This window comes from Paenibacillus sp. Marseille-Q9583 (genome assembly GCF_976954365.1).
In genome coordinates this window covers 41,307-65,987 of record NZ_CDRJTB010000024.1, presented here as the reverse complement: position 1 = coordinate 65,987, position 24,681 = coordinate 41,307, and the positions used below count along the sequence as shown (strand labels likewise).

The following is a 24,681-nucleotide window of genomic DNA, read 5'->3' as shown; positions in this document are numbered from 1 at the left end:
ACCCTTTTTCCATCATAGGGAGTGAACTTAATGAAAAAGCTATGGACCTTACAGTTTAGATCAGTTGGGATAAAATTGTTCGTTATTCTTTTCAGCTCCATAGTACTCTTATCATCTGTTCTAGGATTGACTTCATATTTTGCTGCCAAAGATATCATTACAGATGAGGTTGCCGCGGCCTCCTCACAGTCTATAGTTCAAGCAGCGGACAAGCTGGATTTTGTCCTAACAGAATACGAAGCGCTCTCAAGGCAGTTTGCCCTCGACTCCACATTAAAAGGTGATTTGGAAAACATAAAAAGTGGAGAACTTACAACGGTAGCCAAAGTTTCCGCAGAAGATCGGATTCGTAGAAAGCTAGACTTAGTTAAAGGATCAGATGAGCGGATGTATGGCGTCAGACTGGTATCTAAGAGCTTGGAAGAAACAGAATCGTATAAATCTACAGGAATTAGTGGCCTTCGTAGTGATGAAGGTATTGCTGAAAGACTGAAACAAATTGCAGATGCTAAAGGGGAGCCAGTGTGGTTTCCGGTTCGTGAGAAGGGCTTCTTTGATTCTTATACTGAACCTACTTTAACTATGGGGAGATTGCTTCGCAATCTTGTACATCCTGAAGCGGAGTATTACATGCTGATCGAAGTTAAAGGCAAGGCAATGACCGAAATGTTGTCTAATCTTCAGATTGGAATTACAGGTGAGATTCGAATTTTGAGCACAGAAGGTAACATAGTTTATGGTGCGGATCATGCTAAACTGGGTCAACCCTCTTACATAAAAGTATCAGAAGGGCAAGATGTAGAAAAGAAACATTCATTTACAGCAGCCGATGAGAACGGAAGTCCGCAGCTTGTCGTGTATCAGCCTTTAAAGACTGCAAAGTGGACGCTCATGGGATATGCACCCGTTAGTGATTTTACGAAGTCGGCAGATAAGCTTCTTTATATCACGTTCTCTGTGGTGCTGGCAGCTGCCGTGATAGCTCTGCTAATTGGTTATGTTCTTGTTCGTTTGGTTGGGCGTCCACTAGGTAAACTGGCGACCTTAATGGAAGAAGGTGAGCGAGGAAACCTTCGTGTACGAACGAATTTTAAGGGTAAGGATGAGATTGGTCGGCTCGGGCATAGCTTTAACAAAATGATGGAGCAAATTTCTCTGCTTGCAAGCCAGAGTGAAATGTCAGCGGATGAAGTGCTTGGTACTTCAGAGCAATTAGTCAAAGCGTCAGGTACAACATCACTTCATGCCAGAGAGGTTGCATCTGCTACGGGTGAGATTGCACTTGGAGCAGCAAGCCTTGCTGTCGAAGCAGAAAAAAGCCATGCTAATGTCGAAATCATTGGCAGTAAGATGAGTGAAGTAACTGAACTAAATACAGTAATGGACGCTTCGGCGGAGCGGGTTATTGAGGTTAGTGATCAGGGGACAGAGCTGATGAAGCTGCTAGTAGAGCAGAGTGAATCTACGGTGGAGATGTTCAATCGAATACAAGAGAACTCCAATAAGCTAAGAGAGAGTACTCATTTAATTCGTAGTATTCTTAGTCCTATGATTGCCGTAAATAAGCAGACCAATATTTTGGCGCTAAATGCCACTATAGAGGCGGTAAGAGCCGGTGCAGCAGGCAGAGGCTTTATAGTGATTGCTGATGAAATCAGACAGCTCGCTAACCAATCGAATGAGTCGATCCAATCGGTCTCCAAGATTACGGAAGAGATTGGTCTACACATTGAGAACACGGTAAAAGATATCAATGAGACCGCTCCAAAGTTCCGGGAGCAGATTTCTTCCGTGCGTGAGTCGTCAACGATTTTTGCGAGTGTCAAAGAGGAAATGGAACACTTCATGGGGCATCTTAGTGAATCCTCTGCTTCTATTCATGAGCTGATAGAGTTTCAGCGTCAATTAGGTGAATCCATGGCGAGTGTCAGTTCCATTGTGCAGCAGACGACGGCTTCGACGCAGGAGGTAGCTTCTATGTCTTCACAGCAATTTACTGTAAGTGAGGAGCTAGTTTCCTTATCTCAAAAGCTGGAGAGCTTAGCAGCAGATCTTAAGCAATCTATGGTTTCTTTTCAAGTATGAGAATTAAATCTTATTAGTAAAAACAATAAAACGAGTAAGGCTCCTGTGTATTGGAGTTTTGCTCGTTTTTTTCTAACTTAATGACTTCAAGCAGTTCTTCTTGTTTTAGAAGTAGTTTGAGAGATACACTTGGGTTAACATTTTAATAGAAGAAAGGAGTGATTGATTGACGAATTTTCATTTAAGCCTTAGTGGGAGTCTTTTTCAGCAGGCATTAATTGAAGATGATTATAGTCCTCATTTTTTTGCTTACTATTATAAACAGTGGAACAACTACAGTATGTCTTACCATCAGCATAATTCAACTGAAATCATGTATTTGATCTCAGGAAGCTGTGTCGTGGATGTCCGTTCAAAAGCAGGTGAAGAAGAGAGAGTTAGGTTGAAGCGGGGAGAACTGATCATCCTCGATGCAAATGTACCGCACAGACTGATTGTCGAGGATGGGACGCCCTGCCGAATGCTGAATGTGGAGTTTGGATTTATGGAATATACAGGGGTTGCTCCATCTATCGGCAAGCTCGCTCGGAAAGAAGCGGCACTTGCTGAATGGTTACAGGTGCCCTTTTCCAGTCTAGTTATGCCTGATCCGGAGGAAATTTATCATGTTCTAAAAGGACTTGTACTAGAGCTTGATCAAAGCGGTGGAAAAGGCGGAAGTATGGTTGACTTATTGTTCTGTGAGCTTCTGCTTCGATTATCTAGCTTGCGACAGGATCAGCTTCATGCCAGTCAACAGCCTTCGCAGCTCTATGTGCGGCGCAGTATCGAATTCCTGCATCAGAATTACGACCAGAGTATTCAGGTTAAGGATATCGCTGCCGCGGTCAATCTGCATCCCGGATATCTGCATCGTATTTTTAAGTCACATACAGGTAGGACACTAAGTGATTATTTGAATATGCTGCGAATGGAGAAAGCAAAGATGCTGCTGGGGCAGAGTGATATTCCAATTGCTGAAATTGCCGATTATGTAGGGGTTAGTAGCAGACAATATTTTCATCTCCTCTTCAAAAAATATACTGACAACACGCCCGTAGAATATCGTAATTCCATTGAGCGTCATTCTTGGAGTTATGAAGAGATGGATGTTCAATAGATAAGTTAGGATTTTTGACACCTTCCTTCAAAAGAGGTCATGATATTGGTTACGCTTTCCATAGCGCCCTTGCTACAATGGACAGGAACAATCAATTCATTACCGGAGGATGATAAGGATGTCATTTAAAGTGTCTTTTATAGGGGCAGGCAGCATTGGATTTACCCGTGGATTGTTGCGGGACTTACTAACCGTGCCGGAATTTAATAATATTGAAGTCTCATTTATGGATATTAATAGCCACAACTTGGAGATGGTTACCGAGCTGTGCCAACGTGATATTAAAGAGAATGGATTAAATATTCAAATCCAGGCAACGACGGATCGAAGAGAAGCCTTGAACGATGCGAAGTATGTATTTTGTACTATTCGTATGGGTGGACTGGAAGCATTTGCTACAGATGTGGATATTCCATTGAAATACGGAGTCGATCAGTGCGTAGGGGATACCCTTTGTGCAGGAGGCATCATGTATGGTCAGCGCGGGATTGCGGAAATGCTGAATATTTGCCGTGATATTAGGGAAATGGCTGCGCCGGATGTACTCCTACTTAACTATTCGAACCCTATGGCTATGCTGACTTGGGCATGCAACAAATACGGTGGTGTACGGACGATTGGTCTGTGTCATGGGGTGCAGCATGGGCATGGACAAATTGCAGATGTGTATGGGCTGAAGAAGTCGGAAGTCGATATTATTTGTGCGGGTATCAATCACCAGACTTGGTATATTTCGGCGAGTCATAAGGGCAAAGATTTGACCGAAGGTCTTTTAGAAGCTTTTGAGAGTCATCCAGAATTCAGTCGCACAGAAAAAGTTCGGATCGACATGCTGCGACGCTTTGGATATTACAGTACAGAATCCAATGGTCACCTAAGTGAATATGTGCCATGGTATCGTAAACGCAGCGATGAAATTATGGATTGGATCGACCTGGGAAGCTGGATTAACGGTGAGACTGGTGGATATCTACGTGTCTGCACCGAAGGGCGGAATTGGTTCGAAACAGATTTTCCAAATTGGATGAAGGACTCGGCATTGGAGTATACAGTGGAGAATCGCGGAGAAGAACACGGTTCGTTTATTATTGAAGGCTTGGAAACGGGCAGAGTGTATAGAGGTCACTTTAACACTGTGAACAATGGCGTGATCTCTAATTTGCCAGATGATGCGATCATCGAAGCACCAGGGTATGTGGATCGGAACGGTATATCGATGCCGCTTGTAGGTGAATTGCCTTTAGGAGCAGCCGCAGTGTGCAACGTTAGTATCTCGGTGCAACGTTTAGCCGTCGAAGCTGCTGTGCACGGCGATGACAAGCTGCTACGTCAAGCATTTATGATGGATCCGTTGGTAGGCGCCGTATGTAACCCGAAAGAAATCTGGCAGATGGTCGATGAGATGCTCGTAGCTGGGGAGCAGTGGCTGCCACAATACAGCGAGGCCATTGCAAAAGCGAAGGAACGCTTAGCTTCAGGAGATCTTATTCCAACGAATGCCAACAATGAAGGCGCAGCCCGCCTGAAGGTAAAGACAGTGGATGAGATGATGGAGGACCGGGAAGCAGCGAATAGAAATGCCAGTGAATCTGATAAAGGCAAGGATAGAGAGAAGGTACAATAGGCAGTAGAGTTTAAAGCTTACTTGGAATATGACTCTTGCCATCTATTTTCTGAGTGGTAATAAAAGTATTGTGGAACAGAGTTTAGGATAGTTGAATATATTTACACAAAAAACCTCCTCTCCAAATATCTGGAATGGAGGTTTTTTTATATGGGGAGGACAATAGAACAGGCAGTCTAGCTGTGGGCTATAATTAAACGTAGGAATTATGAATGAACAGTGCCCTTTTGACTGAAGAAGGTCTTTAGCGCCTGGTACACTTCTTTTTTGTCTTTAATGACATAATGCATGAATTGCTCGTGCTTCAGATGACGATAAGCGGACATTAATGTGCTGCTGCGGTTGTACTGATTCACTTCCCCATAACCAAACATATTGCTTCGTTTAAGCAGTTCTCCAATTAGCTTCACACAACGTTCGTTGTCGGAGGTGAGGTTATCGCCATCAGAGAAGTGAAACGGATAAATGTTGTACTGCGCTGGCGGGTATCGGCTGTCGATAATCTCAATCGCTTTTTGATAAGCTGAGGAACAGATGGTTCCTCCACTCTCGCCGCGGGTGAAGAAATCATGCTCGCTGACCTCTTTAGCCTCCGTGTGGTGGGCGAGAAAGACAATCTCTACCTTTTCATACTGGCGGCGTAGAAAGCGTGTCATCCAGAAGAAGAAGCTGCGGGCGCAGTATTTTTCAAAAGATCCCATCGAACCTGACGTATCCATCATCGCAATAATGACTGCATTGGAGTGAGGTGTTCGAATGTCATCCCATGTTTTGTAGCGCAGATCATCAGGACTTATACTGTGAATGCCGGGATTCCCTCTGCTTGCATTACGCCGAAGATTCTCCAGCAGGGTACGCTTCTTATCGATGTTTGACATCATGCCTTTTTTACGAATATCGTTGAAGATGATGGATTTAACCTCGATCTCTTCCTTATTCTTGGGCTTCAGATGTGGCAATTCCATATCCTGAAACAAGATGTCCTCCAGATCCTCCAGATTGACCTCTGCTTCCACGGTGTCCTGACCGGGTTGATCGCCTGCTTTTTCCCCTTTGCCGGGCTGTGCCGACTGTGAATCCCGCCCAAGTACATCACCGACCTGACTTTCCCCGTCGCCCTGTCCAACATGCTTTTGCTTACGAAAGTTATAGATAATTCGATATTCATCCAGACTGCGAATCGGAACCTTTACAATCTGTTTACCGCCTGACAAAATAATATTTTCTTCGGTCACGAGATCCGGCAAATTATCCTTGATAGCTTCTCTGACCTTTTGCTGATGACGTTCCTGATCCTGATGGCCTTTGCGATGAAGGGACCAGTCTTCTTTTGAGACTACAAAGGAAAAGGGACCAGATGATTGCGACAGGATGACCACCTCCCATGGAATATAAATATTTATGTTTTGGGGTTGTAACTAAAGTATATTCATGGGGATGGGGGATATGTGATTTCTTATTCACTGATCTCTTCCACGGTCAATATATAACTGTTCGACTGGCTCGCGCCAGTGTATTCACGTCCATCAAGATTGAAGAAATATTGAGCGGTTACTAATCCTTTAAGGAAACGACCCAGTACATGTTCACTTACCCGGACAAAATAATGGATGTTTACAGTGGCAGCAGCTTTGACTGTCCCTAGCGACAAGATACCGTTAAAGGAAGATTGTGGATTTGGAATCCCATCAATTACAATGCTGCTGGGATCAAGAAGGCATTTTTCCGGAGTTAGCCGATTTAGAGAGACTTCCGCAGGCCAATTCCCGCTATTCGTTAGTGAGATCCAGCATTCGACTCGCTCTCCTGCTTCGACTAGGGTAGGCTTTGCATGGATTTCGAGTGAAATGACAGGTGTCACTACTAAGGTAGTAACTGTATTAGAACGAGAAGTTTGTCTTACTGTCCGTCCGTCTGGCAGCACAAATGTATACTGAACACTGCCATGGTTTTGTACAGCTGCGATTGCATGAATGTTTATGGCTGCAGGTATACTCACTTGAAAGACCACGACCGCTGAAGTTCCGCCTCTTAAAGTACCAAGCTGAATGCCATCTGCAGGACGGGCCCCTTTTTGCATCACTCCGTTTAAAAGAACACTATCCCATACGAAAAGAGTACCGGAAGGGATAGCATCCGTCAGGACCGCATTTACGGCCAAGTTCCTGTTGTTAGTTATCGTTAGCTCATATCTTAGGTTGTCACCTGGAGCTGCTGTAACATGATCTACTCTCTTGCTGATGGTGACGCCTGCCTGAACAAGTGAGACTACGACTGTGTTACTCTCGGTCGTATTGGAATCGTCATCGACGGTATAAGTGACAACTGCACGATTAGTCAGGTCCAAGGATGGAGGGATCTCTGTAACTCGGACGCGAAAGGTAACATCAATGCTTAGGTCTTTATCAAGTTGACCGAGTACTATTCCTTGGGTAGGATCTGATTCTGGATAATAGATTCCACCTGCAATGACACTCCCTGGAATGAACACAGATCCGTTAGGAATAGAAATCGTTGCGATGATTTGGTTTAATAGGCTATTACCTTCGTTCGTAAGCCGCAATGTATAGGTGACTACATCACCTATAAAAGAAGTCGGAGTGCTTGCAGTCAACGAGGTAGAGAGCTGGTAGGAGCGTAGAGAAACTAGTACGGAATTAGAATATAAATCTCCGTTAACGATTCTTCCCTCTGGTGTGGCAAAAGAAAAACGGCCTAGCGCTTTATTTTGCAGGACTAGTGAAGAAGGTAGTGAAACAATAACGACTTGAAAAGCGATGCTCACTTGACTCTGCGGAGCAATAGAACCTAGCGGTATGCCCGAAGACGGTGTAGCCCCTGGAAGAGGCACACCGTCTCTTAGCACACTGTTGGAAATAAAGGAAACACCCTCTGGAAGAATGTCATACACCGTTAGCACAGCTTCTGTGTTTCCATTATTAGAAGCTGTAATGGTATACACGAGGGTGTCACCTAAAGAGGCATGGAGTTTATCTGTACTCTTCAGCAATGAAAGTACCGGGCCCACGACCGGGGTGTTAACGGTATTGGAATAGACAATGCCGTCAACACCCGCTGCCGAGTTGAAGAGTACCATAGATTGATTGGTTACGACAGGCTGGGTGCGTGAGCCGGGAATCATAACGCTACTACCTTAACCTGGAAGGTGATGGTTGAAGAAGCACCGGCAGCAATAGTGCCGATGGCTATACCGGAAGCCGGGCTGCCATTAGGTCGTGGGGTTCCGTCTACAGTGATGCTGCCTGTTACAAACTGGCTGCCTGCTGGGATAGGGTCAACCATGATGACGTTATTGACTGGTGAAATCCCTAAATTGGTAACAACAATCGTATAGGTGATGATATCGCCGACAACAGCATCAATAGAAGTAGTGCTCTTAACGACACTTACATCCGGAGAAGAGACAGGGATTATTAGGACATTTGAAAGAGAAGTTCCGGTGAGCAGACGACCATCTGGTGGTGTAAATGAGAAAGTTGCTGAAGCCTGATTGACTAACTGCTGCGGTGACGGGAGGGAGGCTACTGTAACCTGCAGGGTTATGGTCACTGTTACTGTGCTTCCCGGAGCAACTGCTCCAATATTTAATCCATTAGACGGGTCGGAGCCTGGTTGTGGCACTCCGTTAACTAGCACGCTGTTTGGAACAAAGACAGCTCCATTAGGGATGGTATCGGTGATAACTACATTTGCTATGAGGTTACCAGTATTCGTCACATTCAAGGAGTAAGTAATCGTATCTCCGACAGTTGCGGCGGTTCTGTCTGCCCCTTTGACAACTACAATGATAGGCTGATATACCGGAATAACAAGCGTATTAGAGAAGGAAGATCCCGAGAAGGCTCCAGATGTGAAGCTGACGGATGCTTGATCAGTTAGCGTTGCAGGATTAGGCAGTACATTGACGATAGTGCTAAACGAGATATTGACCGTAACGCCCGGTGCAATTGTGCCCAATGAGATACCATTCGCAGGATTGGCATTAAGATGTGGAATACCATCAACGAGCACACTCCCAGTGACAAATGTAGATCCCGCGGGTATTGGATCACTAATATTTACGTTGTTGATGTTGGCTATTCCACTATTGGTAACCGTCATGTTGTAGGTAATAGTATCACCAACAACAGCATCTGTAGCTGGTGAAGACTTAGTTACGATCACATTCGGTGAGGATACCGAAATCGTTGTCGAATTGGAATTGATCGAACTGTTAAACGTCCGCCCATCAGGCAAGGTGTAAGCAAATGCTACCGAAGCTTGGTTAATTAGTTGCTGGCTTGCTGGCAGTGTTGAAATGAGTACTGAGAACATAACAGATAGTGTTGCACCTGCGGATATAACACCGAGTGGAATGCCAGCCGCTGGATCTGCTCCCGGAGCCGGAGCGCCTTGAATAAGTACGCTATTAGGCACAAATGTCGTTCCGGAAGGGATGGTATCACTCAGCGTAGCCAAAGCCCCGTAATTCCCTGTGTTGGTTACGTTAATTGTATAGGTTATGGTATCACCGACGGTCGCTTGAACTGTATTGGAGCTTTTTGCTGCGGCTAGAATCGGTAAATAAATAGGCGTTGACACAATGTTAGAAAAGGCTACATTATTGAGTACCCCTGAGGTGAAGCTAACGGTTGACTGGTTATTTAGTAGACCTGAAGGTGGCAATGAGACTGTATTCACCGTGAAGGCTACAGTTACGGTTACACCTGGTGCAATGCTGCCCAAGGTTACCCCCGTGGCAGGGCTGCCCCCCGCACGAGGTAGACCATCCACTAGCACGCTGCCTGATACAAATGTAGTACCCGCAGGAAGGGCGTCTGTGAAAACGGCGTTATTCACCGTTTCAATTCCGTTATTGGTAATCGTAACTGTGTAGGTTATCGTGTCTCCCACTGTAGTAGATGTGGTAGGTGTAGATTTTACTACAGCTAGATTTGGTGAAGAGACGGGGATTGTAACAGTATTAGATAAGATTGAACCACCAAGTGTACGTCCGTCAGGCAAAGTGAAGCTATACGCTACTGTACCCTGATTGACCAGCTGCTGAGGAGTGGGGAGTGAAGTGATATCAACGGTGAATATTATCGCAGTTGTAGCACCGGGTGCAATAACTCCAGCTGGAATACCCGTAGAAGGATCTGCTTGCGCTAAGGGTAGTCCATTAATGAGCACACTATTCGGAACGAAGGTAGTACCGGCTGGAATGTTATCTGTCACTAACAAACTTGCGGGATAATTCCCCGTGTTACTCACGGTCAGGGTATAGCTTACAGCGTCACCTGTAGTGGCGTTATTCGTACTTGCTGTTTTGACAACAGAGATGTTCGGCTGGTAGACAGGGATGGTAACGGTATTGGAAAAAGTCGAGCCGGAAAAAACACCTGATGTAAAGGTTACGGATGCTTTATTGATGAGTGTAGCAGCAGGAGGAACAGAGGTCACAGTAACACTGTAAGCAACTAGTGCTGAAAATCCGGGTGCCAGGGTACCAATAGAAATCCCGGTAGAGGGATTCAGGTTTGGAAAAGGCACTCCATTTACAGATACGCTACCCGCTACGAAAGCAGCGCCTGCTGGCGTGGGGTCATTAAGTAACACGCTATTAACAGCGTCTAAACCGTTATTGGTAATATTTACGTTATAAGTAACTGTATCTCCGATCGCTACGGAAGTTGAGGTTGAGCTTTTGACTACTACGATATTAGGAGCCGAGACCTGTAGTGTGACAGTATTAGACACAGCAGTTCCGCTTAAGGGCCTACCGTCGGGTGGAGTAAAGGTGAAGCTTGCAGAAGCTTGATTGACGATTTGTTGCGGTGTTGGCAGGGAAACGATATTAACAGAGAAGCTAACAGGGATACTGGTACCCGGTGCGACATTTCCTACAGCGATGCCGGTATCTGGAGCTGCACCTGGTTGTGGCATTCCACCGACGATAACACTATTAGGATTGAAGGTAGTTCCGACTGGAATGTTATCGGTTAGGGTTACATTTGCAGCAAGATTACCAGTATTGCTTACGACAACTGTGTAGATGACCGTATCACCTACAACTAGGGCATCGAAATCACCGTCTCCATCTACGGCACTTTTTACTAAGGAGATCTGTGGTTGAATGACTGGTGTACTAGTAATATTTGATGAAGAAGAACCGGAGAATACACCGGATGTAAAACTGACGGATGACTGATTATTAATCTGTGATGGTATCGGCATCGTTATCCTCACCTCGAATGTTACGGTAGCTGTGGCGCCTGGTCCTAGACTACCGATTAGAATGCCGGCGGACGGAACTGCTAGCGGCTGGGTAATGCCGTTTACAATTACGGTTCCGGGAATAAAAGCTGCATTCTCAGGCAGAGGATCGCTGAGAATGATGTTACTTACTGTAGCTATACTGTTGTTCGTCAAAACAGAGGTGAATGTAAGGATATCGCCTGTAACGGCAGTAGCTGCATTCACACTTTTTACGACACTGACATTAGGTGCGGATACAGGGACAGAGAGCGTATTTGATACTACATTTCCTCCGAGTTGACGCCCGTCCGGGAGGGTGAAGCTATATGTTGCCGAAGCGGAGTTCAGTAACATCTGTGAAGGAGGTAACGCTGTTATCGTGACCAGAAAGCTCACAGATACGCTGTCACCTGGTGCCAATGGGCCTACAGGGATTCCGGTTACTGGATTATATCCGGGTAAAGGTGTTCCCCCGATGATTATACTGTTCGCGTTAAATAAAGCTTGGGGTGGAAGATTATCAGTTAATAGTAGAGTGGTTGAAATATTCCCGGTATTGCTGATGAGAATCGAGAAAGACAAAGATCCTCCTACGGATGCCTGAGCGGTATTCGCGCTTTTGACCATACTAATAATAGGTTGATACACAGGGGTTACTACCGTGTTCGAAAGTGAAGAACCAGTGAAGGCACCGGATGAGAAAGATGCACTAGCTCTGTTTGTAAATTGTGATGGATTTGGTAAAGAAGAAACATTCACTCTAAAAGAGACTGTAATAGAGCTGCCAGCCGCAATACTACCGATAGATATTCCTGTACCTGGATTTGCGGCTGGTACCGATGAACCGCCAACAATAACGCTGCCTGCTACAAAAGTGCCTCCCGTAGGAATGGGGTCAGAGACGACAACGTTATTCACAGCTACGCTGCTTGTGTTGGACACTTGGACTGTGTAAGTCAGATTCTCGCCGACTGTGACATCAGCAAGGCTTGCGGATTTGGTTAGCGTAATATTTGGAGCGGAGACTGGGATGCTAACGGTGTTTGATTGGCTAGTTCCGGATAAGGATCTACCGCTTGGTAGTTGGTAGGTGTAGCTGCTGCTGCCTTGATTGTTCAGAACAGGTGGTGAAGGCAAAGATTGCACAGAGACAAGAAATGTTACGGGCACAACCGTTCCTATGGCTACTGTACCTAGATTAATACCCGTAAGTGGAGAGTCAGTGGGTCGTGTGACTCCATTGACGGTTACGCTACCCGATACAAAGGATGCGCCTGAGGGAATATTGTCGGTTAAGGTTACGGTTGCCCCAATGTTTCCAGAGTTCTGAACATTTAATGTATAAAGAATATTACCGCCTACTGTTGCACTAGCGGTGTTCGAGCTTTTGACAATTTGAATGATGGGTTGGTATACCGGGGTCGTAGTCGTGTTGGAAAGCGAAATGCCAGTAAAGACCCCTGAACTGTAGGATGCCGTAGACTTGTTTAATAGCTGTGCTGGACTAGGTAAAGAGGTAACACTGACTTGAAAGGTGACGGCAACTGAACTTCCCGCAGCGATTGAACCCACAGTAATCCCTGTTCCTGGATTTGCAGAGGGTTGTGACGTCCCCGCAACGGTAACACTTCCCGTAACCAGCGAAGTCCCTGCGGGAATGGTGTCTGTAAGGGTGACGCTAGTAACTGCTTCGATTCCGTTGTTGGTGATTACAGAGGTATATAGGAGTGTATCGCCGACGGCGACATCGGCCAAACCTGCACTTTTAACCACGGCAACATTTGGGAGTCTAACGGGAATAGACAATGTATTGGACGAGGCTGATCCAGCAATAATTCGTCCATCTGGAACCTGAAAGGTATAAGCGGCGCTTGCTTGATCGACCAGTTGTGGAGGGGACGGAAGGCTGTTCACTAATACACGGAATTGAACGGTAGAACTACCTCCAGCAGCTATCGTTCCAATAGCAATACCTGTAGCAGGATTTCCAGCGACTGGTGTTCCATTGACGGTGAAACTACCAGCAACATAAGAGCTTCCTGTAGGAATGTTATCCGTAAGTGTCGTTAGCGCACCGATGTTTCCGGTGTTGGTGATTTGAAGCGTATATGTGATTTGATTTCCGACGGTCGCATTTGCAGTGTTGGCTGATTTTACAATGTTAAGAACGGGTGAATATACGGGTAAAGTTACAGTGTTGGATGGAATGACCCCGGTCATGATAGGGCCTCCTGCTACACTTTGAAACGTAAAGGCAGCATTTGCGGTATTCGCGATATTTTGCGGACTTGGTGGTAATGAAGTAACTTTGGCTTGATATGTAACCGTTATTGAAGTACCCAAAGCTAATGAACCTAGAGAGATTCCTGCTGTAATATCAAAGGTTGGTCTTGCGACGCCGGCCACTACAACGCTTCCGGTAACAAAGGTTGTTCCTGCTGGCAGCGCATCTGATAAAACGACGCTAGCTGCACTCGCTGTACCAGTATTATTGACAATTACAGTGTAAGTTACCGTATCCCCGACTATTGGCCCGGACACATTGGCACTTTTAGTAAGGTTTATTTTGGGTGCATTTATATCTACTTGTATGGCATTTCCATTAAGCACATAAGCGTCACCAGAGGTAGTTAATTGTAAAATCGCTGAAGACTGATTATTTGTAAGTCTGGCTGACACGTCAACATTAGTAATGTCCCAGCCTTGTCGGCCACCGATGATGTTGGTGCCTGGATTTCCGTTTGTTTGATTGCGATTTCCGAATGTTCCAGTGGTATCCAGTACACCTAGATCGTTGTTAATCTGTGAAGCGAAGAAGTTGTTGGCAAAGTTATTGGGTCCTGATAAAGCTACAAGCGTAGCTGATGTAGGCCCGAACAATGCCTGGTCTCCCGAACGATTCGCATCACCTTCCTGTGCGCTAAATAGTGCCCTGCCTCCAAGTGCACCTGTAATTGGAGTTGCAAAGCCTGTTATTGTAGTAGAGACTGGTGCAGAATTTGCCTGTACAAGTATTGCGCCTGCCCGTAAGGACATATTACGGAAGGGCAAGGATGTATTTTGATAGATTACACCGAGTGTCCAGCCCGCATGATTAGCTGTGGAATCACTAGGAATAACGATCGTGCCAACTACACCGCCAGTGGTGTAGGTCCCTGCGCCGCCTTGCGAAATAATGCTGGTGACATTGGCAGAACGAACATACGCCGATGCGCCATTTCCCAAATCAACAGTATTACTAGTCGCTGCATCGGGAGTAATGCTGAACGTACTTCCGGTAGGCGTAATTAAGGTGACTGGATTGTTTATGGCCGCACTGAGATTCACAGTTCCGTTAATATAAGTACCGCCCCATATCAGCTCTGCATACAGCACTGTGCTACCTGACGGAAGGACCAGTATGGCTGCTGAACTATTGCTTGTATAAAGACTAGTCGTTCCGCTAGGATAGGTGCCAAAAATAGACGATGTATTGACAGTGGTAAAGCCACCGATGCTGTCCTGTGTCCCAGGTACTCCGACTGTATCAGAGCGACTAAGCCCAAGTGTATTGCCCGTAAATGTGATAGCACCGGTCGCATTGATCGTTGCCCGTACGACTAGTGGAATGATTCTCACCTCCTTCGAGGTTCATTAGTTTCAAAAAACTGAACCGTCCCATAATCAGGACGGCACAGTTAATACCTGTATGTTAGCCTATGAGTCAAATCGGGTATAATTGTATGTCCCATCAATAAATTATAGGAAATTTTGTCTATCGTGTGATTTTAGCCTGCGTTTCATAAGAACACGCGGTTCAGCGTAAAGCCCTCTACTCATCAATTCCAGCTCATGAATAGAAATATCTTCTTTGATTACGGTGAAGTGGTACATGATTTCATGCACAACATTGGCTTGAAGCGTCTTTAGTATTTCTAGTTCTTCTGTTTCATAAAGAGGATCTTCATAAGGGTATTGATAGAAAAGCTCCATCCGCAGCAATCGATAATCGAACGGCGGCACCGGGATGGGATAGTCAGGAATCGATGGGCATACTGGACCGGACGGGGGCTGGAAAAAGGATCCTGTGAAATACCTCGGAGTATATTCATCAAACTTCTGCTTAAAGGAAGGATTGGACATATGAACAAAACTGTGGGCATACGGGGCCAGTATACAAACAATGGCTTTGTGGGTGCTAATTCTGTGAATTTCCGACATAACCGCGGATAAATCGTCGATATAAGGTAATACACGACTAGCCATTACAAACTCGGCGGTATTGTCCGGCAAAGGGATGCCTTGGCTAATGTCACAGACAATATCTACGTTGGGACCCGCGATACGATCGATCCCGAGATAACCTGCTTCTTTACTGGATCCGCAGCCGATATCGATTCTCAAGGGGACCACTCCTTAGGGATAAATCAGGCTCAACACTATTGTATTAATCCGGCTTAAGCCTGCATCCGGCGGATGCCTATTAAAGACTGGAAGTTACTAAAAATAACGTATTATGAAACCTTAGCAGAGTTGATACGTTTATAGGAGTAGGCTTATAGAAAATGACTTTGCAAACAACCGCTAAACATAGAGGAGGCAGTCAACATGAAAAAACAACGTTCCTTACCCGCTATAGCTGCAATCGCAGCATTAACGCTAGCCCTAACCGCTTGCGGTGCTACTAATAATTCAGCACAGCCATCTGCAGAACCAAGTGCAACAGCTTCTCCAGTGCCAACAGAGGAGACCACAAGCACACCCGTACCTACAGAAGGTACAAGTACCACTGCACCAACAGAGAATCCAAGTACTCCCGCACCCAAACCTACTGCAAATCCAGAAGCTAAAATTCTTAAAGGAACAGGCGTTTACGTCGGCCAAATAGATAGTCATTCTGTTGAGATTGAGACCAAAGAAGGTCCTACGGCTTTTGAGATCACAGCTGGTATGGAGAGCGTTATTGAGAAGTTAAATACGGATGATCCTGTAGCTTTTGAATATGTTGAAAAAGCAGTGGAAGGCGATGCTACAGTTAAACAGCGTGTACTTTCGAAGCTGTCACTTGCAAAATAAAGAAACGCTATCATTTATGAATAACAAAAGGGCTGCTCCTGATTGATTTCAGGAACAGCCCTTTTGTCTTGGAATTAGAAATGAACGTTATAGCGTCCCGGCATTAACTAAGAAAATAGTAATAAGCAGCATAAAGAGTAGGATAATCACACCGTTGATGATAGTGCCTATAACGCCGAAAACCTTACGTCTCTTCCGGATGGAAAGCCCAATAATGCCGATGACAACACCAATTACATTAAGAGCTGAAAGAATTATAACAGTCATTCCAAGAAGCATGATGGACTGCGATGATTCGGCTAATAGATTCGAGTTCTCATTAACCATGGAAGAAGCCTTCATAATAATGAAGACGAAGAGAGCTGCATAACCCATTATGGTCACGAGGCTGATGATGAAAGAAGCAATACCAGGTCCAGAGTGTTGAAGGTCATGATCTACTTTCTGGTACGAATACGACGAACCAGCACTTGGCTGACTCAGATCAGGTTGGGCATTTCCTACCTCTGCTGTAGGCGCGTCAGATTTTGAGAGAGAATTAAAGTCCATAGGTTGCACTCCTTGAGAGATAAGAATGAAATGTTGTTAATATCCACTTTTTCATATTGATGCTAAAAAAGCAACCCCTGATTGTGGCTAATTCGTAAATGGCTGCTGGAAAAAGCAATCGGTAATCGTTTATGATAGAAGAAGTCTAATATTAAGGAGTTGTAATCGCATGCAACGGAAACTTATGGCCTGGGGGGCTGTGCTAGCAATGCTGGCAGTAGGAGTAGGCGCTTTTGGCGCTCATTTATTAAAACCTGTTATTAGCGAAGAATATATGAAGGTATATGAGACGGGTGTACAGTATCATTTGGTACATGCGCTGGGTGTAATTCTGATAGCACTGGCTGTAGGTCAATGGGGAGAAAGTACCCGGTTACGCTGGGCAGGAAGGCTATTAATAGCAGGGACAATTTTATTCTCTGGTAGCTTGTATGTACTGAGCATTTCCGGGATTAAGGTGCTTGGAGCGATTACACCTATTGGTGGTGTATGCTTCATAGCAGGGTGGTTATGTTTGGCTGTGGAAGCATTCTCACGCAGCAAAGAGGCATCCTAAGCAATCAAGTTACAGAAGTTGATAAATAAGCATCCGTTCCATAAAGGGGCGGATGCTTATTTATCTGTAACGTATACGTTTACAGAAATTCGTCGATCTCATTTAAATTAAAGCTGTATACCTGTTTCTCATCCACGTGATAGACACTAATAGAGTTGGCTGCTTCATCAAAATTTAAAATACGACAGGGCATGGACACTTGTTTCCCGTACCGATTCGCTCGTAAACGTACTAATTGGTTGTTCTGAATATACTGTCGAATTTTCCCGTATGCATCAGCTGGCGTCTCAATAGCTGACTGCTGTGCAGGCAACTCTGCCTGTTTATCAATCGGTTTATCGAGCTGCTTTTTAGTGGTCTTTGGTGGCAGCTTAAATGAAGTTGGAGGAGCAGAGCTTTGATTCAAGGCTAGTTTGGCAGAACGAAGCAAGCTGTCAATGGTTCTCCCCAATTCAAGACCGGAGTTAATGTTGAAATCTGTGATTTTGTCATTATTGTTCAACATTTCAAGCAGATATTGCAATGCAAGCGGGTTGGTACGGGCATTAATCAGGATGTCGACATTAAATAAATAGTTGCCGTCTGTGTGTTGTAGTTTCTCGTCCATAGATCTCCCAGCTTTTCGTTTGAACATTTCTTTACAATTATAAGAATGTAAATAAACTATAACATTAAACAAGTAATAATCATATACCTGACACTAGAGAAAATGGGACCAAGGTACTGTGTTTTTTACGAAAAGCCTAGGACTACGAACTGCACATCAGCAGGGGGTGAAGCATACATATACATCGTGGTTTGTGAATAAAGGAGGTGCTGCTATTGGTTACTATGGAGCCCATTACCGTAGGTGAACATACGCTGATCGGGGTAGAAGTTAAGCTTCCGAAAACAACGCTGCTCTCAATCAGCACAAGCAGAGGGTATATTATGTGTGGTGCGCTGGATGTTGGTTTGCTCAATGAGAAGCTCAGTGATCGGCATATTATCGCAGCCCGGGCGGTTGGTGTACGTACGCTGTCACAGTTGTTAGCTGCCCCATTGGAATCGGTAACCATAGAAGCGGAGCGACTAGGTATCGTACCCGGCATGACGGGTGCGGATGCATTACTTCTCATGGTCTGACTGAACAATCTTACAAAATCCAAAACACAAGAGGCCAATGGCCTCTTGTGTTTTTTTGCAAGAATCAGTAATTGAACATAAAAGAGAGCGTCTTTAGTTTAAATAATTTAAACAGAGATTTTATGGAAGGGTTCTCCTTGTTTCGTCTTACATGTTAAGGGGTAAATTAAGAATAGACAAGTTGCTGCCGGATGAAGGATTAAGTAGCCCGGTAAATATAAAGGATAAGGATGGGATCATCTCATGGCTAAAGCATCTAATAAAGTAAATACAACTTCACTGGAACAAATTTTGAATCGTCAGGTTGCTAACTTGAATGTATTGTACGTTAAAATCCATAATTTTCATTGGTACGTAAAAGGAGAACAATTCTTCTCTCTTCACGTGAAATTTGAGGATCTATATAATGAAGTGACGCTGCAAATGGATGAAGTTGCAGAGCGTCTGTTAAGCATCAAAGGAAGTCCCGCTGCAACGATGAAAGAATATCTGGAATTGGCAACGATTCAAGAAGCTACTGGTAAAGAGGATACACGTGGTATGGTCCAGTCTCTGGTTGAAGACTTCGCTACTATTTCTGAAGAGTTGACAGAAGGCATTGAGCTTGCTGAGGAAATTAAGGACCAGCCTACCTCTGACATGTTTATTAAAATTCGTGGTGATCTTGAGAAACATCAATGGATGCTGCGTTCCTACCTTAGCTAAACGATAAAGTATATGAAATAAGGCTTCCTGCGGGAGGTCTTATTTTTTGCGTTAGGTGGTTACGGAAAATAGCGAAACATGCGGTGCATTAAAGGATAAATAAAAAGAGATATTTGTAAAAAGACAGGGTTTGTTATAAAATTGTTGAGAATCATTGATAATCATTGTGATTCAATTTATAATAATTATAATGTGATATAGAATCTAATTGTGCTGGGAATCAGGATCATCCTGTTTCAATACAACTTTTGATTTCGCAAATCGATCAATGGAGGGAATAATATTATGGCAGCAGATTTTGTCATTGAGGGACTTAAAGCGACGATTGAGGGAAAAGAGATTTTGAAGGGGATTAACCTTCAAATGAAAGGTGGCGAAATTCACGCCATCATGGGACCAAACGGTACAGGTAAAAGTACCTTGGCGTCAGCTCTTATGGGTCACCCTAAATATGAAGTAACTGAAGGAACAGCAACACTTGAAGGTGAAGATCTACTGGAGATGGCGGTTGATGAACGCGCACGTGCAGGTCTTTTCCTTGCTATGCAGTACCCAAGTGAAATTTCCGGAGTAACAAACTCCGATTTCTTGCGCTCTGCCATTAATGCCCGTCGTGAAGAGGGAAGCGAAATTTCTTTGATTCGTTTTATCCGCCTTATGGAAGCGAAGATGAAAGAACTGGACATGAATCCTGAGTTCCTACACCGTTACCTGAACGAAGGCTTCTCCGGTGGTGAGAAGAAACGTAACGAAATTCTACAAATGATGATGCTAGATCCAAAAATCGTGATTCTGGACGAAATTGACTCTGGTCTTGATATTGATGCTTTGAAAATTGTTGCCGAAGGCGTAAACTCCATGCGGAGTGAAGATCGCGGTTTCCTGGTTATTACCCACTATCAACGTCTCTTGAACTACATCAAGCCTGATTTTGTACATGTTATGATGCAGGGCAGAATTGTAAAATCCGGTGGTCCTGAGCTTGCACAACGTCTGGAAGCAGAAGGCTACGAATGGATTAAAGAAGAACTTGGAATTGAAGACGAAACAGTAGGGCAAGACGCGTAAGAAACGCCAGGAAGGAGGAGAACACTTATGACGACACAGACCATTCTTCCGGTGGATGCCGAGCGCTTGAGCGAATTATCGCATAGTAGCGGCGAACCGGGTTGGCTGAAAGAAAGCCGCTTGAAAGCACTTGAACTGGCAGCTACTCTGACACTGCCTAAATTAGAGAAGACACGGATTGATCGTTGGAATGTGAATAATTATGGTAGCTACAAAGCAAGCGAAACCATTGCTTCACTGAAGGATGCACCTGCTTCCATTTCCTCCTTGATCAAGGATCAGGAAGAAGGCAGTCTGATTATTCAACGTAACTCTGGTGCAGTATATACACGACTAGCTCCTGAACTTGCAGCACAAGGTGTTATTTTTACCGATCTGCAAACGGCTGTTAAAGAGCACGGAGATTTGGTACAACGTTACCTTCATAAGGCGATTCAGCCTGACGAGCATTCTATCGCTGCGCTTCATGCAGCACTATGGAACGGGGGAGTATTCCTCTATGTTCCTAAGAATGTAGTGGTTGAAACTCCACTTCAGGCGGTGCTGTTAACAGATGATGCGGAAGCTTCATTTGTTCCTCACATTCTGATTGTAGCGGATACTAACAGCTCCCTGACATACGTAGACAACTACGTGTCGGATAAAGAGGAAGCTGGCTTGCACAATGGTGCTGTAGAAGTATTCGTGGGTGCAGGTGCTAAAGTCCGTTATGCTACAGTGCATCAGCTGGGCGTGGATACAACAGATGTGACTTACCGCCGCGCTGTTGTTGAGAATGACGGAACGATCGAATGGATTGTTGGAGAGATGAACTATGGTGATACAGCAAGTGATACCAAATCTGTGCTCAAAGGTAATGGCTCTAGCTCGGATGCTAAAGTAATTGCTGTAGGTACGGGATCACAGAAACTGAATTACACAACTCAAGCTCAGCATTTCGGCAAAAATACCCCAAGTGACATGATCACTCGTGCGGTTATGCGTGATAATGCTACTTCTATCATCAACGGAATTACTAAGATCGAGAAGGGTGCTACAAGAGCCGACGGTCAGCAAACGGAGAAAGTATTGATGCTGAGTCCAAAAGCCCGTGGTGACGCCAATCCGATCCTGCTGATTGATGAAGATGATGTTACAGCAGGCCATGCCGCTTCCGTAGGACAGGTCAATCACGAGCAAGTCTTTTACCTGATGTCCCGCGGAATTACACGGCATGATGCAGAAACTCTGATCATCTATGGCTTCTTGGCTCCTGTTGTGTCGCAAATTCCACTAGAGGGACTGCGCAATCAGCTCCAATCTCTTGTGGAAAGGAAGTTAGGTCAATGATAGGGAGCGTCATCCGGGAGCAATTTCCCATACTGAACCAGAATGTGAACGGCCATCCACTGGTCTATCTTGACAGTGCTGCTACTTCACAGAAGCCTCGTCAAGTGATTGAGGCGGTCAAGTCGTATTATGAGTGGGATAACGCCAACGTACACCGTGGCGTCCATACTCTAGGCAGCCGTGCAACAGATGCCTACGAGGGAGCCCGGGAGAAGCTAGCTAAGTTTATTAACGCCCGCAGCACTAAAGAAATCATCTTTACGCGCGGCACAACCACTGCCCTAAATCTTGTTGCCTCTTCTTACGGGCCATCTGCAGTGGGTGAAGGCGATGAAATTGTCATCACCCTGATGGAGCATCATAGTAATTTGATCCCCTGGCAGCAGCTAGCTAAGAAGACAGGTGCTACTTTAAAATATATACCGTTGCAACCTGACGGAACGATTACGCTTGAAGATGCTGAGAAGACGATTACGGATAAAACCAAGATCGTTGCTATCGCTTATGTATCTAATGTTATGGGAGTAACTCATCCGGTTAAAGAGCTTGCGGCGATTGCTCATCGAAACGGTGCGGTAATTGTCGTAGACGGCGCACAGAGCACACCTCATATGAAGGTCGATATGCAGGATCTGGATTGTGATTTCTATGCACTTTCCGGACATAAAATGCTAGCACCGACTGGAATTGGGGCTTTGTACGGCAAAAGAGCACTCCTTGAAGCCATGGAACCTATTGAGTTCGGTGGCGAAATGATTGATGATGTGGGTCTCTATGAATCGACATGGAAAGAACTTCCTTGGAAGTTTGAGGGCGGTACGCCGATCATTGCAGGAGCTGTTGGATTAGGTGCAGCCGTAGATTTCTTACAAGAAATTGGCATGGATGAGATTCACAGCCATGAGAAGAAGCTTGCCGCATACGCAGAACAGCGTTTATCTGAAATTGATGGCTTGACCATTTATGGTCCGCGCAATCGTGAAGTTGGCGTTGTGACTTTTAATCTGGGTGACGTTCACCCGCATGATGTCGCTACAGTACTAGATGCGGAGGGAATTGCTATCCGTGCTGGTCATCACTGCTGTCAGCCGCTGATGCGCTGGCTGGAAGCCAGCTCAACAGCGCGTGCGAGCTTTTACCTGTATAACACCGAGCAGGATGTAGATCGATTGGTGGACGCTTTAATCAAGACAAAGGAGTACTTCGGCTATGAACTTGGATGACTTGTACAGACGCGTAATTATGGATCATTATAAAAGTCCTAGGAATCGTGGTTCATTTGAAGATGATGCTCTGAAAATTGAACTGAATAACCCAACTTGTGGTGATCGTATTACACTTCAGCTTAAGGTAGAGGATGGAATCGTCAAGGATGCCCGTTATAACGGTGAAGGTTGCTCGATCAGTATGTCATCGGCTTCGATGATGACTGAGGCGATCAAAGGACAAACGGTTGAACGAGCACTCGAATTAGCCGATAACTTCTCCTTATTGATGAAGGGTGAAGACGTGGATTTTGGAGATTATGAAGACATTGAAGCCCTATCGGGTGTGAATAAATTCCCTGCGCGGATCAAATGCGCAACACTGGCTTGGAACGCGCTTCGTAAAGGAATTGACGAAGAAGAACAACATAAATAACAGTAGAACAAGGAGGCTGACACCATGGCTAAGAAAGCGCCTGATATGGAAGAGTACCAATACGGGTTCCGTGATGAGCATAAGTCGATATTCCAGTCTGGTAAAGGTTTGACGGCCGAAATTGTTAAAGAAATTTCAGCAATCAAAAATGAACCACAGTGGATGCTTGATTTCCGTTTAAAATCCCTTGAACAGTTCCGTAAAATGCCGATGCCTACATGGGGCGGCAATATGGACGATTTAGATTTTGAGGATATTCAATATTATGTAAGACCTTCCGAGAAACAAGGGAAAACTTGGGAAGAAGTTCCTTCCGAAATCAAGGAAACCTTTGATAAGCTGGGTATTCCTGAAGCGGAACAGAAGTTCCTCGCCGGCGTATCGGCACAATATGAATCTGAGGTTGTATACCACAGCATGCAGAAGAGCCTTGAAGATCAAGGGGTTATTTTTACAGATACCGATACTGCACTGCGTGAACATCCAGAGCTTCTTAAGAAGTTCTTCGGGACGATAATCCCTCCAACCGATAATAAATTTGCAGCACTTAACAGTGCAGTTTGGTCAGGCGGAAGCTTCATCTACGTTCCAAAAGGTGTGAAATGTGAAGTTCCTTTGCAGGCTTACTTCCGTATTAACTCCGAGAACATGGGACAATTTGAGCGTACCTTGATCCTCGCTGACGAAGATAGCTTCGTGCATTATGTAGAAGGCTGTACAGCGCCAATCTACAGCACGAATTCTCTGCACAGTGCAGTTGTTGAAATTTTGTGTATGAAGAACTCACGCGTTCGTTATACTACAATCCAGAACTGGGCTCCTAACATCTACAACCTCGTTACTAAACGTGCGGTTGCAGAAGAGAATGCTACGATGGAATGGGTCGATGGCAACATCGGTTCCAAGCTGACGATGAAGTACCCTGCGGTGGTTCTTAAAGGCCGTGGCGCTAAAGGTTCAGTACTGTCCATCGCGGTAGCGGGTAAAAACCAGCATCAGGATGCAGGTGCCAAGATGATCCATTTGGCTCCAGACACAACATCCACTATTGTATCGAAATCGATCAGTAAGCACGGCGGTAAAGTAACTTATCGTGGTCTTGCTTCCTTTGGTCGTCAAGCAGAAGGTGCGAAATCGAACATCAAATGTGATACGCTCATTTTGGATAATGAATCCACTTCGGATACTATTCCTTACAATGAAATTATGAACGATAACATCGTTCTTGAGCACGAAGCAACGGTGTCCAAAGTTTCTGAGGAGCAATTGTTCTATCTGATGAGCCGCGGCTTAACAGAAGCAGAAGCGACTCAAATGATCGTCATGGGCTTCATCGAACCGTTCACCAAAGAACTGCCGATGGAATATGCGGTCGAAATGAACCGTTTGATTAAGTTCGAAATGGAAGGTTCTATCGGTTAATTTCTGTTGCTGATGTTTACTGCATGATAAGTGAATAAGAAATACCCCGTCACCATAGTTATTGGTTGACGGGGTATTTTTTTGTTTTCGAGTGATGTTTTCTGACTGGAACAGGTTCATATACACAAAAATACCTTTGATTAGGCTTTGCATTCTGTACCAATG

At 44.9% G+C, this 24,681-nt stretch carries 18 protein-coding genes; 12 read left to right on the top strand and 6 right to left on the bottom strand.

Annotated features, from left to right (window positions below; genetic code table 11):
* Positions 1 to 30 precede the first annotated feature (30 nt).
* The 3 genes from ACWNM1_RS13535 (at position 31) to melA (ending at position 4,808) form a co-directional block, all read left to right on the top strand.
* A complete protein-coding gene (locus tag ACWNM1_RS13535) occupies positions 31 to 2,085 on the top strand; it encodes a methyl-accepting chemotaxis protein (protein ID WP_449601322.1) in 2,055 nt (684 codons plus the stop codon).
* A gap of 166 nt (positions 2,086 to 2,251) precedes the next feature.
* Positions 2,252 to 3,184: an AraC family transcriptional regulator gene (locus ACWNM1_RS13530; RefSeq protein ID WP_449601321.1), complete on the top strand. Its 933-nt coding sequence runs from the start codon at positions 2,252 to 2,254 to the stop codon at positions 3,182 to 3,184.
* A 118-nt stretch (positions 3,185 to 3,302) separates the two neighbouring features.
* Positions 3,303 to 4,808, top strand: a complete 1,506-nt coding sequence (gene melA, locus ACWNM1_RS13525) for an alpha-galactosidase (protein ID WP_449601320.1) — start codon at positions 3,303 to 3,305, stop codon at positions 4,806 to 4,808.
* A 206-nt stretch (positions 4,809 to 5,014) separates the two neighbouring features.
* Here the strand turns inward: melA and yhbH are convergent, their stop codons facing one another.
* The 4 genes from yhbH to ACWNM1_RS13505 form a co-directional block, all read right to left on the bottom strand.
* Positions 5,015 to 6,178, bottom strand: coding sequence for a sporulation protein YhbH (gene yhbH, locus ACWNM1_RS13520; protein WP_449601328.1), 1,164 nt, complete (start codon positions 6,176 to 6,178; stop codon positions 5,015 to 5,017).
* Between the two features lie 86 nt (positions 6,179 to 6,264).
* Positions 6,265 to 7,950 (bottom strand): hypothetical protein, encoded by a 1,686-nt coding sequence (locus ACWNM1_RS13515; RefSeq protein WP_449601319.1) that lies wholly within the window; start codon positions 7,948 to 7,950, stop codon positions 6,265 to 6,267.
* Positions 7,947 to 14,684: a DUF7507 domain-containing protein gene (locus ACWNM1_RS13510; RefSeq protein WP_449601318.1), complete on the bottom strand. Its 6,738-nt coding sequence runs from the start codon at positions 14,682 to 14,684 to the stop codon at positions 7,947 to 7,949. The genes ACWNM1_RS13515 and ACWNM1_RS13510 overlap by 4 nt, the downstream gene beginning before the upstream one ends.
* A gap of 120 nt (positions 14,685 to 14,804) precedes the next feature.
* Positions 14,805 to 15,449 carry a methyltransferase domain-containing protein gene (locus ACWNM1_RS13505; protein ID WP_449601317.1) on the bottom strand — a complete coding sequence of 215 codons (645 nt, stop codon included), beginning with the start codon at positions 15,447 to 15,449 and terminating at the stop codon, positions 14,805 to 14,807.
* 204 nt (positions 15,450 to 15,653) lie between these two features.
* On the opposite strand from ACWNM1_RS13505, the gene ACWNM1_RS13500 reads away from it, so the two are divergent.
* Complete coding sequence (locus ACWNM1_RS13500; RefSeq protein ID WP_076284187.1) at positions 15,654 to 16,121, top strand: hypothetical protein; 468 nt, start codon at positions 15,654 to 15,656, stop codon at positions 16,119 to 16,121.
* Positions 16,122 to 16,208: 87 nt separating this feature from the next.
* On the opposite strand, the gene ACWNM1_RS13495 is transcribed toward ACWNM1_RS13500, so the two are convergent.
* Positions 16,209 to 16,670, bottom strand: coding sequence for a hypothetical protein (locus ACWNM1_RS13495; RefSeq protein WP_449601316.1), 462 nt, complete (start codon positions 16,668 to 16,670; stop codon positions 16,209 to 16,211).
* Positions 16,671 to 16,839: 169 nt separating this feature from the next.
* On the opposite strand from ACWNM1_RS13495, the gene ACWNM1_RS13490 reads away from it, so the two are divergent.
* Positions 16,840 to 17,226 (top strand): DUF423 domain-containing protein, encoded by a 387-nt coding sequence (locus tag ACWNM1_RS13490; protein ID WP_076284185.1) that lies wholly within the window; start codon positions 16,840 to 16,842, stop codon positions 17,224 to 17,226.
* A 79-nt stretch (positions 17,227 to 17,305) separates the two neighbouring features.
* On the opposite strand, the gene ACWNM1_RS13485 is transcribed toward ACWNM1_RS13490, so the two are convergent.
* Positions 17,306 to 17,833 carry a hypothetical protein gene (locus tag ACWNM1_RS13485; protein WP_449601315.1) on the bottom strand — a complete coding sequence of 176 codons (528 nt, stop codon included), beginning with the start codon at positions 17,831 to 17,833 and terminating at the stop codon, positions 17,306 to 17,308.
* 215 nt (positions 17,834 to 18,048) lie between these two features.
* On the opposite strand from ACWNM1_RS13485, the gene ACWNM1_RS13480 reads away from it, so the two are divergent.
* The 7 genes from ACWNM1_RS13480 (at position 18,049) to sufB (ending at position 24,516) form a co-directional block, all read left to right on the top strand.
* Positions 18,049 to 18,351 (top strand): YunC family protein, encoded by a 303-nt coding sequence (locus ACWNM1_RS13480; protein WP_042186349.1) that lies wholly within the window; start codon positions 18,049 to 18,051, stop codon positions 18,349 to 18,351.
* A gap of 243 nt (positions 18,352 to 18,594) precedes the next feature.
* Positions 18,595 to 19,056 (top strand): Dps family protein, encoded by a 462-nt coding sequence (locus ACWNM1_RS13475; protein WP_449601314.1) that lies wholly within the window; start codon positions 18,595 to 18,597, stop codon positions 19,054 to 19,056.
* 285 nt (positions 19,057 to 19,341) lie between these two features.
* Positions 19,342 to 20,124: a Fe-S cluster assembly ATPase SufC gene (sufC, locus tag ACWNM1_RS13470; RefSeq protein WP_042186351.1), complete on the top strand. Its 783-nt coding sequence runs from the start codon at positions 19,342 to 19,344 to the stop codon at positions 20,122 to 20,124.
* Between the two features lie 27 nt (positions 20,125 to 20,151).
* Entirely contained in the window at positions 20,152 to 21,453 is a 1,302-nt protein-coding gene (gene sufD, locus ACWNM1_RS13465; RefSeq protein ID WP_042186353.1) for a Fe-S cluster assembly protein SufD, read from the top strand.
* A complete protein-coding gene (locus ACWNM1_RS13460) occupies positions 21,450 to 22,676 on the top strand; it encodes a cysteine desulfurase (RefSeq protein ID WP_449601313.1) in 1,227 nt (408 codons plus the stop codon). The genes sufD and ACWNM1_RS13460 overlap by 4 nt, the downstream gene beginning before the upstream one ends.
* Positions 22,663 to 23,094, top strand: coding sequence for a Fe-S cluster assembly sulfur transfer protein SufU (gene sufU / locus ACWNM1_RS13455; protein ID WP_036684339.1), 432 nt, complete (start codon positions 22,663 to 22,665; stop codon positions 23,092 to 23,094). The genes ACWNM1_RS13460 and sufU overlap by 14 nt, the downstream gene beginning before the upstream one ends.
* 24 nt (positions 23,095 to 23,118) lie before the next feature.
* Positions 23,119 to 24,516 (top strand): Fe-S cluster assembly protein SufB, encoded by a 1,398-nt coding sequence (gene sufB / locus ACWNM1_RS13450; protein ID WP_449601312.1) that lies wholly within the window; start codon positions 23,119 to 23,121, stop codon positions 24,514 to 24,516.
* Positions 24,517 to 24,681 lie beyond the last annotated feature (165 nt).